We start from the raw sequence: 8,909 nt of genomic DNA, 5'->3' as shown, positions 1-8,909 counted from the left end.
CCCCTGCGCCCGCCCGACGAAGAAGCGGTTGACGATATCGATCGCTACGGCGTGATAGACGCCGAAACTCGCCGCATGCAGCGTCTGACTCAGAGCAATCAGCCACGCCGAATCGACCCACAACGCCACCATCAGCCAGCGCACCGCCCCGAGTGCCAGCGCCGCGGTCAGCAGCCAACGCGCGCCGAAGCGCGGCAGCAGACGGTGCATCAATAAGAAGACAGCGATCTCGGCCACCACCCCCCACGCCCACAGCACGCCGATCAGCCCCCCGCTGTAGCCGTGATCTTGCAGGTAGATGCTAAAGAAGCCGTAAAAGGGGCCGTGGCCGACCTGATTCAGGCAACAGGCGAGAAAGAAACCGATCACTGCCGGCTGCTTCAGGGTCGCCCAAAAGCCATCGCCGCCCTGCTCCCGCTGCACCCGTCTCGCCTCCGGCGCGATCAGGCTTGAGAGCCAAAGCCCGCCGAAGATGAGCAGTACCAGATAGGGCAGCGTCGCATAGCCGGTCCGCTCGAGCAGCTCACCGATACCGATCACGGCGACGATAAACCCCACCGACCCCCACACCCGGATGCGGCTGTAGCGGTGCTCGCAGCCATGAAGGTGATTAAAGGTATTGGCCTCGTACTGCGGCAGTGATGCGTTCCAGAAGAAGCCGAACAAGACCATGACGAGCGCGATGGCGCCGTAGGTCTCGGCGATCAAGATCCCGGCGAAACAGAGGCAAGCAAGCAGCGCAGCGACACGCACCACGACCATACGCCGATCGAGCCGATCGGCGACCACCCCCCAGACGTTCGGGGCGACGATCTTAGTGGCGTGCAGGATCGCTAAGAGCTCGCCGATCTGCGCCGAGGAGAACCCAGCATCTCGCAGGTAGGGTCCCCAGTAGGGCATCAGCGAGCCGAGGGCGGCGAAGAAGAAGAAGTAGAACCCGGCCAAGCGCCAGTAGGGCAGCGGCCCCGTTGTCTCGGTTGTCTGGCTCATCGAATTCGTGTGGAGGCTAGGGTGCCCTCACCCCTGCCCTCACCCTTGGGCGCTTGGCGGGATCCGCGGCGCTGGGCTCTCGACGTCGGCATTCTGAGCGCGGTGGCGCAGCCAGTGATCCATGACCACGAGCGCGATCATCGCCTCGGCAATCGGCACCGCCCGGATCCCTACGCACGGATCGTGACGGCCCCGCGTAACTACTGAGACCGGCTCGCCATGAACGTCGATCGAGCGTCCGGGGATGAGCATGCTGGAGGTCGGTTTCAGCGCCGCCCGCGCCACGATCGGTTGTCCGCTGGAGATCCCACCGAGAATACCGCCGGCACGATTGCCGACGAATCCTGCCGGGGTCAGCTCATCGCGAAACTCGCTGCCGCGCTGGCCAGCCGCCGCCATCCCGGCACCGATCTCGACCCCCTTGACGGCGTTGATCGACATCAGCGCCTTGGCCAAATCGGCATCGAGTCGATCGAAGACCGGCTCACCGAGCCCCGGCGGCACTCCATGGACCTCGACCTCGACCGTCGCCCCAATCGAGTCGCCGGCCTTGCGCACGGTGTGGATCAGCGCCTCAAGCTCGGGGACGCGCGCCGGATCGGCGCAGAAGAAGTCGTTCTCGTCGACCGCCGTCCAATCCTCCGCCGCTAGCTGCAGCTCGCCCATCTGTGCTAAGCGCCCGCGCACCTCAATGCCTAAATGCGTCTTGAGATACTTCGCCGCGATCGCCCCGGCCGCCACCCGCATCGCCGTCTCACGGGCCGAGGCCCGACCGCCACCGCGGTAATCGCGGATGCCGTACTTGTGCAGGTAGGTGTAATCGGCGTGCCCAGGACGGAAGCGCTCGACGATATCACCGTAATCTTGCGAGCGCTGATCGGTATTCTCGATCAGCAAACCGATCGGTGTGCCGGTCGTAACCCCCTCAAAGACCCCGGAGAGGATCTTCACCGCGTCGGGTTCACGACGCTGCGTCGTGTACTTTGAACGCCCAGGACGGCGCCGATCGAGCTGCTGCTGCAGATCCTCGACACTCAGCGGCAATCCCGGCGGACAGCCGTCGACGACCGCACCGAGAGCCGGACCGTGGCTCTCGCCGAAGGTCGTCACCGTAAAGAGGGTGCCAAAGGTATTTCCAGACATGATACGAGCAGTGTAACACGCTCGGAGACGCTGGCAGACAGAAAAACACTCTATGCTCGGCGCCTTGAGCGCGGCATACTGAGTCGATGACGATCGCTGCCCACCCTGCCGACTACACTGCCGCCTTGGTTCTCTTCTCGGGGGGCCAAGACTCGACGACCACCCTGGCCTGGGCGCTAGACCGCTTCGCCCGGGTCGAGACCGTTGGCTTCGAGTACGGCCAGCGCCACCATGCCGAACTCGCTGCGCGCGAGGCGGTACGCCACCACTTGGCCGAACGCTTTCCGCTCTGGTCGCCGCGGCTCGGCGCCGATCATCTGCTTGATGCCGGCGTGCTCGGCACACTCAGCGAGACGGCCCTAACGAGCGCCCAAGCAATCGCCTACGACACCCAAGGGCTGCCCAACACTTACGTCCCCGGCCGCAATCTGCTCTTCTTTACGTTGAGCGCCGCGCTAGCCGAGCGCCGCGGAATTCGCCATCTAATCAGCGGCGTCTGCGAGACCGATTACTCCGGCTACCCAGACTGCCGTGATGATACAATCAAGGCCGTGCAAGTTGCTCTCAACCTCGGCATGGCGCAGCGGTTTGTCCTGCATACCCCGCTGATGTGGATCGATAAGGCGGCCACATGGCAGCTCGCCGAACAGCTCGGCGGCAATCCGCTGCTTGAGGTGATCATCGAGCATACCCACACCTGCTACCAGGGAGAGCGGCAGCATCGCCTCCCCTGGGGGTATGGCTGCAACGACTGTCCGGCCTGCCGGCTGCGCGCCGAGGGTTGGCAGCGTTTTCATAGCGGCGGCGGTGGGCAGAAGGCAGAGCGGGGAGAAGATCCGAGCACGATCAGAGAGTGCAAACAACAGGGATAAAGAGCGCATGCGAATCGTCGTTGTCGGTGCCGGGGTGATCGGCGCCACTGTAACTTGGGAACTGACCGAGCGGGGCCACCACGTCATCCTCGTCGAGCGCGCCGAGGCACCGGCTCGCGAGACCAGTTACGCCAACGGCGGGCAGCTCCACGCCGGCCACGCCGCACCGTGGAATGCCCCCGGCGTGCTGTGGGATGCTGTACGCTGGCTCGGTCGCAGCGACTCGCCGCTGCGTATTCGCCCCGAACGTCTGATCACTGCGCCACGGTGGCTACTGCGTTTTCTCCTCCACTCCACCCGTGCCCGTCATCGGCGCCACGCCCGTGCCAACGCCCTGCTCGCCGAGTACGGCGTCCGCCGCCTCTACGATATCCTTGAGCACACCGGGATCGACTGTCAGCAACGCCGCGACGGCATCCTGAAACTCTTCGACGACCAGGCGGCACTGCAACGAGGGATCGCGGCAGCGGCGGCGGTCGCCGATCTCGATATCGAATATCGGGTACTAGACCGTGCTCAGACCCTAGAGCGCGAGCCGGCCTTGCAGCAGCATGAGCGACCCGCGCTCGCTGGAGCGATCGAGTTTCCCGCCGACGGCTGCGGCGATGCTCGACGCTTTGCCCTAGCGATCACGGAACGGGCGGTCGCCCAAGGCGCCGAGTTGCGTCCGGCGACCCCGGTGATTCGCCTGCGCAAGACGGCTAAACGGATCGCTGGGGTGGTTACCGAACACGGTCTGATCGACGGCGACGCCGTGATCCTAGCAGCCGGTAGCTACAGCGCCGCGCTCGCGCACCCCCTCGGCCTGCGCTTACCGATTGAGCCGATCAAGGGCTACTCGGTCACCCTCCCCCTTGATCACGTCGAGTCGGCTGCAGAGTGGGTCCCGCAGCGACCGATCATCGACGATGTCCGCAAGATCGTGCTGACGCGCCTCGGCGATCGCCTGCGCATCGCCGGTAAAGCGGAGATCGCCGGTTTCGATAAGCGCATCCATCCGGAGCGCTGTCGCGCCGTCCGCGATCAGGGGTTGGCTCGTTTTCCGAAGCTGGCGGCCGCCCTTGCCGACACCCCACCAGAGACGTGGTCGGGGTTGCGGCCGATGACTCACTACGGCTCACCATTGATCGGGCCAACGCCGATCTCCGGACTCCACTTGGCGACCGGCGTCGGCCACCTCGGTTGGACCTTCGCTGCCAGTGTCGCGCAGTTGGTCGCCGATCAGCTTGAGGGGCTGGAACCGACGCTTGACCCCCGCCCGTATCATCTAAAATAGCGCGGCGGAGAGGCTAACCGCACCCTGCCACTGGATCTCCAGCCGCCCGCCGCACCCGCCCGGCGCGCGAGAGGATCAGCCGCGCCAACTCCTGATCCTCGGCACAGAGTGCAAACGATCCGGGCATCACACCCCAATGCTCCGGGCTGTACCGCACCCCAGAACGGACGGTATGATTCGCCGTCACCACCAACGGGGCGGCAACTCCGGCGCCGACCTCGAGCACCCGCCCGCCGTGATCGCTACAGCCGCCGTCGGCAGCGATTCCGCTGCACGCTCGATCTCCAGCTCGATCCTCGAAGAGCAACCAGCCGCTGCTCCACCCATCAGGATCGCACCCGGTCGTCGCCCCCCCACCACAGAGCGTAACCGCCACACCGTGGGTCGCCGTATGCAGGCGCGCCCGCTCTAGGGCACCAGCCAACTCGCGCTGCCACAGCCATGCCCGCACCTCCAGGCTCGCTGCCTGCCACTGCGGTAGCGCCCAGGTCGTCAGCACGGCAATCAACGCCACCACGGTTAGCAGCTCGAAGAGCGTCAAGCCGCCGCTGCGGTGCGAACTGAGCGGAGGCACAGATACTCTTGCAACCGGCGATCGCCGTGCCTCACTACGACCTACCACCGCCAGCACGTCGCCGGGTCGGCCGGTTCGCTATGCCGCTCGCCGCGGTGATCGAGAGCAAAGCGTTGACACTCATCGTCCCGCTCTTGCCGGCCATCGGCGACCGGCACGGCATAGAGCCTAAACTCCCCGGCGCCCAGCTCGGCATCGATCTCGTAGTGACCTCGTGGCGAACGCTCTGGCAGCCGCTCCAAGCAACGCTCATAGTCGAGTTCCTCGACAAAACAACGCTCTAGTTTATGCCAAGCATCCAGAAGCGCCGTCGAAGCGTCGCTGCGCTCAGCACGGATTTGATGCTGCGCGTAGAAGGGGTAGGCGATCGCCGTCAGGATGGCGATGATCCCGACCACGATCAGCACTTCAACCAAGGTAAAACCACGCGCCCACACCCTTTCACCCATTTGTTTCGATCCTGACATGACTTACTCTCCTGCCTGCGTTGTTCTTTGCTGTTGCCGCCATAACCGCTGCACTCCAGCAGCCCCCCACGCCCAACCCTCAACCACCACCACTTGCTGCCCCCGACAGGCGCTGCCGATACCGCTCAATCGCCGCTGCTCAGGGCTCACCCCGCTCTGCTCGATAAGGTAGCACGTCGACTCGTGCGGGCACTCCGCAACCACCGGCGGCGTCGCCGCTCCGAGTATCAAAAGCTGCCGGTGGGCCGCGGCCAGACCCGCCTCGGCGGCCAGCTGCGCTCGCAGCGCGCACTCGGCGGCCCCGGCCGCCCGCTGCTGTAGCACCCCGGGCACTGTGATCGCCCACGCCAAGGCCCCAAGCACCCCCAAAATGGCCAAAACCGCTAGCAGCGCGAAGCCCCTCTCAGCACGTCTTTCCGCACGCCTTTCCGCACGCCTTTCCGAACGACTTTCGACACCGTTCACATCACAGCTCACACCCTCACGGCTTATACCGCGCCTCTTGCCACCGCGCTCAGACGTGCACCAATCAGCTGACCAACGCCAGGCGCTCATAGCAAGCGCCCCAGTAACGGTACGGTGACCACCAACGACTCGCTCAAAGCGCCCCCACCCACTCCCACTTCACCGACCTCCAGGCGTGCGCGTGCCTGCACGGCACACACCTCATCCCACTGCTCGACCACACTCGCCGGGCGAAAGTGCAGCGGTGCGCTGCAAGCGGCAAACCACCACTCCAACTCGGTCACTCCGCGCAGCGTCGGATCGTTATCGATGCGCAGCGTCGGCACACCGTCGACCCCGATCATCGCGGCGTGACGAAGCCTCGTCTGCCGCCGGCGCGGATCGTCACTCACCGCGTCGCCGCGCAGCACCGCTTCGCGCCAGATCGAACCGGTCGCCGGCAGCTGTGCTGCCAGTGCCGTAAGCTGCGACTCGCCTCCAGCGTCGACGGCGATTCGACCCCCTCCACCTACGCTAACGCGGACGCGATGCAGGCGCTGGCAATCGCCAATCAACAGACGCTCCCCAAGGACGGGGGCAACAGCGCTGCCGGGCAACACATCGAGGTGTAGAAAGAGCCCATGCTCATCGTGCGTCCAAGCGACGTAGTGGCCATCGGCATCGAGCGGATCGGGGGAGAAGCGGGCGATCTGCAACGTCTCCCCCTCCATGCGCAGCCCGCCGCCGGCCGGCAGGGTCGCATCGACCCGCTGCATAGTGCCGCCGCTCCAGTCGCTCACCGGCGTTCGCCCCCCGCACGGTGCGGCTCCAGCCAAGGCGATCTCGGCGTGTAAAATCCTCTGCAGGAGTCGCGTTTTATCGGCGAGCTGCTCAAGCCGATCGACAGTCACGCTGGTCTGTAGCGCGCTAGAGTGGAGTTCGAGTGCTGCGAGTATGGCAACGCTGCTAATTGCCAGGGCGGCCAAGAGCTCCGCCAGTGAGAGACCGTGCTGCTTAGGCCGGGAGTGTTTTGGCTGTTGTAGCTGTTGTGGCCGCTCAAGCCACGGCTGCTGACAGAGCCTCGCGAACCCCCCGCTCATCGGGCCTGCTCCAACTGCAGGTGGCGTGGGCGCGCACCGCGCTGCCACTGCAGCTCCAGACTCAGAGCGGTTGCCGTGTGCGTCACCCGGACCTGGGCCTGCGGCAGCGCACAGCCGAGTTCTGCAAGCCACGCCTCGAAAAGCACCGCTGCGGCCGCGACAGCAGAAGGCGAACTGGATGCGGGGGGCGCTAACAACAGGGGTGACGCGGACAGGGGTGACGCGGACAGCGGAGAATCGGGACAGTTGGGGCTCTGCCACGCGCCGTCGCCCAGCGCACCCAAAGCACCGGCACCAGGACCGGCATCAGCGTGGACAGCCGCATCGGCAAGACGGGCACGGGCGAAGAACTCTTCGGCGGCCAGCACCGCACGACCGTGCAGCGCTGCCTCGTGGGCACTGACCATGCTGTTGCCGAGCAATTGCAGCAGCCCGCTAGCTGCTCCGGCCAGCAGGGCTACGGCGATGAGCGACTCGACCAGGGAGTAACCGCACTGATGGGGGTTCGGCATCCTTTCCTCACTATCCAACACGTCGTGCACTCCATGCACGACGACTTGAATCTAGCACACCCTTGAGTGAGACGGAAGAGAGAGCGGAAAAGAGATCAGCGCTGCAGCACTGCCCGATAGAGGGCCAGCGTCTCCTCAGCGGTCCGCTCTACGGTGAAATGGTCGCGAATGCGCCGCTCGGCAGCCACGCCCATGCGCCGGCGCAGCCGCGGGTCGGCGAGCAGCTGCTCCAGGGCAGCGCGCAGCGCCTCGATATCCCCGGCCGGAGTCACGCGCCCACTGACCCCCTCCTCGACCAGCTCAGGATTGCCGCCCGAATCAGAGACCACGGCCGGAATCCCCTGCGCCATGGCCTCAATCACCGCCCGCGGCAACCCCTCGCGGCGCAGCGACGGCAGCGTCTTGATGGTAAAGGCGCCGGCAATCTGTGGGGCGTCGCGGCGAAAACCGGTCAGGCGGATCCGATCGGCCGCCGGACTCGCCGCCGCAGCCTGCGTAATCGCGGCGTACTCGACCCGGCCGACCAACACCAGGTAGGCGTTCAGCGCGGCCGGCAACTGCTCAAAGGCGCGGATCAGCTCAACGATACCTTTGCGTTTTTTCAGGCGGGCGACGCAGCCGATAACCGGTGCACCGGGTGGGATCTGTAAATCGGTGGGGAGTTGGGGCTGTGCCTGCCGGTACCACTCGCAGCGGTGGCCCTTGTGAATGGTGGCGACCCGTTCCGGGCGAAAGAGCCGAACCCCTGGCACCAGACTCTTATGCAGGAAGTATTGGCGGATCGCCTCGCAGACGCAAACAATCCGCTCAATGCGCGGATCGAGAAAGGAGAGCCAGGAGAAGGGGTCGAAGTAGCTGAGATTGCCGATGATGCCGCGGTAAGCAACAACCGGAAGCCGCGGCAGCGATGGCGACAGGCCAGCGAGCTGATAGTTGGTCAGAGCGACCTTGTAGTAGGCGTGCACCAGGTCGAAGGTGCGCTCCCGACGCAGCCGTCGCAGCGCCGCGATCGCTCGCGGATCGGCCTTCGTACGCATCGCCACCGGGACGACGTCCAGTCCGGCCTCGACAAAGCGTTCGCGCATCGGCGCATCGGGCTGGCAGACGATGGTCGGCACAACGCCCCGCCGAGCCATCTCAATGACGCTCTCGCTCTCCGCCCGATCCGTGGTATCGAAGAGATAGAGCACTCGAATCGCGGCGGCATCCCCCTGACCTGCCGCTTCAGACTTCACAGCGCCACCTGCCCGCAACACCCGCGCCTGCCGATACCATGCCGCCTCTCACCGGAAGGAAGCGCTTCATAAGCTTACGTTTTCTTTGTTTGGTGCCGGCGAGAGGACTTGAACCTCCGACCTGCCGATTACGAATCGGCTGCTCTACCAACTGAGCTACACCGGCAGCACCGCACAGCCGGGAAATCCACCGCGCAGCCGTTGCGACCGCATGAGCGCAACACGGGGCGCATTCTAGCGCACCGCCGCACTGGCGCCAACCCCCCCTCACCTAGAGCAATACAGTTGAAGATTGA

General features: G+C 65.4%; 10 protein-coding genes and 1 tRNA gene. 2 read left to right on the top strand and 9 right to left on the bottom strand.

Features of this window, described 5'->3' with window-relative positions; translation table 11 throughout:
* On the bottom strand, positions 1 to 990 hold a 990-nt coding region (locus CKO15_RS09280; protein WP_200195380.1), incomplete at its 3' end, for an MFS transporter.
* A gap of 39 nt (positions 991 to 1,029) precedes the next feature.
* Positions 1,030 to 2,133, bottom strand: coding sequence for a chorismate synthase (aroC, locus tag CKO15_RS09275; protein WP_200195378.1), 1,104 nt, complete (start codon positions 2,131 to 2,133; stop codon positions 1,030 to 1,032).
* Between the two features lie 86 nt (positions 2,134 to 2,219).
* On the opposite strand from aroC, the gene queC reads away from it, so the two are divergent.
* Positions 2,220 to 3,005 (top strand): 7-cyano-7-deazaguanine synthase QueC, encoded by a 786-nt coding sequence (gene queC / locus CKO15_RS09270; RefSeq protein WP_200195375.1) that lies wholly within the window; start codon positions 2,220 to 2,222, stop codon positions 3,003 to 3,005.
* A 7-nt stretch (positions 3,006 to 3,012) separates the two neighbouring features.
* Positions 3,013 to 4,281: a D-amino acid dehydrogenase gene (locus CKO15_RS09265; RefSeq protein ID WP_200195368.1), complete on the top strand. Its 1,269-nt coding sequence runs from the start codon at positions 3,013 to 3,015 to the stop codon at positions 4,279 to 4,281.
* Positions 4,282 to 4,294: 13 nt separating this feature from the next.
* Here the strand turns inward: CKO15_RS09265 and CKO15_RS09260 are convergent, their stop codons facing one another.
* The 7 genes from CKO15_RS09260 to CKO15_RS09230 form a co-directional block, all read right to left on the bottom strand.
* Entirely contained in the window at positions 4,295 to 4,855 is a 561-nt protein-coding gene (locus tag CKO15_RS09260; RefSeq protein WP_200195366.1) for a GspH/FimT family pseudopilin, read from the bottom strand.
* A gap of 41 nt (positions 4,856 to 4,896) precedes the next feature.
* The gene (locus CKO15_RS09255) at positions 4,897 to 5,322 is read right to left on the bottom strand and encodes a type IV pilin protein (RefSeq protein WP_200195364.1); all 426 of its coding nucleotides are present in this window, start codon (positions 5,320 to 5,322) and stop codon (positions 4,897 to 4,899) included.
* A gap of 3 nt (positions 5,323 to 5,325) precedes the next feature.
* A complete protein-coding gene (locus tag CKO15_RS09250; RefSeq protein ID WP_200195362.1) occupies positions 5,326 to 5,673 on the bottom strand; it encodes a hypothetical protein in 348 nt (115 codons plus the stop codon).
* Positions 5,674 to 5,873: 200 nt separating this feature from the next.
* Positions 5,874 to 6,866, bottom strand: a complete 993-nt coding sequence (locus CKO15_RS09245; protein ID WP_200195360.1) for a prepilin-type N-terminal cleavage/methylation domain-containing protein — start codon at positions 6,864 to 6,866, stop codon at positions 5,874 to 5,876.
* On the bottom strand, positions 6,863 to 7,399 hold the full coding sequence (locus tag CKO15_RS09240; protein WP_200195358.1) for a type IV pilus modification PilV family protein: 537 nt from the start codon (positions 7,397 to 7,399) through the stop codon (positions 6,863 to 6,865). The genes CKO15_RS09245 and CKO15_RS09240 overlap by 4 nt, the downstream gene beginning before the upstream one ends.
* Positions 7,400 to 7,473: 74 nt before the next feature.
* Positions 7,474 to 8,613: a glycosyltransferase gene (locus tag CKO15_RS09235; RefSeq protein WP_200195354.1), complete on the bottom strand. Its 1,140-nt coding sequence runs from the start codon at positions 8,611 to 8,613 to the stop codon at positions 7,474 to 7,476.
* Positions 8,614 to 8,703: 90 nt separating this feature from the next.
* Positions 8,704 to 8,779: transfer RNA gene (locus CKO15_RS09230), tRNA-Thr, on the bottom strand.
* Between the last annotated feature and the right edge of the window lie 130 nt (positions 8,780 to 8,909).

The organism is Halorhodospira abdelmalekii, assembly GCF_016583625.1.
GTDB lineage: Bacteria > Pseudomonadota > Gammaproteobacteria > Nitrococcales > Halorhodospiraceae > Halorhodospira > Halorhodospira abdelmalekii.
Note: the sequence above shows the minus strand (reverse complement) of the source record. Positions and strands in the feature narration are given on the sequence as shown.

What these genes read in the sequence shown, in the direction of transcription:
- aroC (WP_200195378.1), bottom strand. Translation starts at nt 2,133, where the DNA reads ATGTCTGGAAATACCTTTGGCACCCTCTTTACGGTGACGACCTTCGGC.
- queC (WP_200195375.1), top strand. Translation starts at nt 2,220, where the DNA reads ATGACGATCGCTGCCCACCCTGCCGACTACACTGCCGCCTTGGTTCTC.
- CKO15_RS09265 (WP_200195368.1), top strand. Translation starts at nt 3,013, where the DNA reads ATGCGAATCGTCGTTGTCGGTGCCGGGGTGATCGGCGCCACTGTAACT.
- CKO15_RS09255 (WP_200195364.1), bottom strand. Translation starts at nt 5,322, where the DNA reads ATGTCAGGATCGAAACAAATGGGTGAAAGGGTGTGGGCGCGTGGTTTT.
- CKO15_RS09245 (WP_200195360.1), bottom strand. Translation starts at nt 6,866, where the DNA reads ATGAGCGGGGGGTTCGCGAGGCTCTGTCAGCAGCCGTGGCTTGAGCGG.